Below are 709 nucleotides of genomic sequence, written 5' to 3'. Positions count from 1 at the left end.
CGCCACCGCGGGTGCCGCCGGCAGCGACGACGCCGGGGCCGACAGTGACCTCGTCGAACTTCAGCTGCTCACCCTTGCGTTCGGAGTCGTCCAGCTGCTTGCGCCAGAGCAGTTTCCCGGAGGTGAGGTCGATGGATCCGATCTGGGTGCAGCCCCAGTAGTCCTTCTTCGCCGTGGGTTGCGCGGGCTGGAAGGCGATCGCGGTCCTGTTGTCCGGGGAGAGGTGCTCCGACGCGGCACAGATCGGACCCGGCAATTTGATCTTCCAGGCGGGTGCGCCCGTTGCGGTGTCGTAGCCGACCACTTCGCTCGGGCCCGTCTTCACGTACAGCTTGTCCGTGATCCAAGAACCCGAGACGTCGGTGATGGTCGGGCCCTTGAGGGCGGGTACCTGCAAGAACATCTTGGCCGCGGTGGAGCCGGGCACCTTCTCGGTGCCGTTGCCGCCGAGGCCCTTGTTGCCTCCGGTGCCGCCCTGGCTGCCGCCGGTGGAACTGTTCGACTCGTTCTGCTTCTTGTCCTTGCCGCTGTCCTGGCCGGACATGTACCAGAGGCCGCCGCCGACGATCAGGGCAACGGCCACGACCGCCGAGATGATGATGGTGCGGGTCTGATTGCTGCCACCGCCGCCGCCACCGGGGACCGGGGGTCCTGGCGGGGGCTGCTGGGGGTAGCCGTAACCGGGCTGCTGCGGGGGCGGCTGCTGGGG

1 protein-coding gene is annotated in these 709 nt (G+C 68.4%); it reads right to left on the bottom strand.

Annotation, left to right across the window (positions count from 1 at the left end):
• On the bottom strand, nucleotides 1–709 hold a 709-nt coding region (locus tag J0695_RS33655; RefSeq protein WP_206968558.1), incomplete at both ends, for an outer membrane protein assembly factor BamB family protein.

Origin of the sequence: Streptomyces beijiangensis, from assembly GCF_017315755.1 — a bacterium.
GTDB lineage: Bacteria > Actinomycetota > Actinomycetes > Streptomycetales > Streptomycetaceae > Streptomyces > Streptomyces beijiangensis.
Note: the sequence above shows the minus strand (reverse complement) of the source record. Positions and strands in the feature narration are given on the sequence as shown.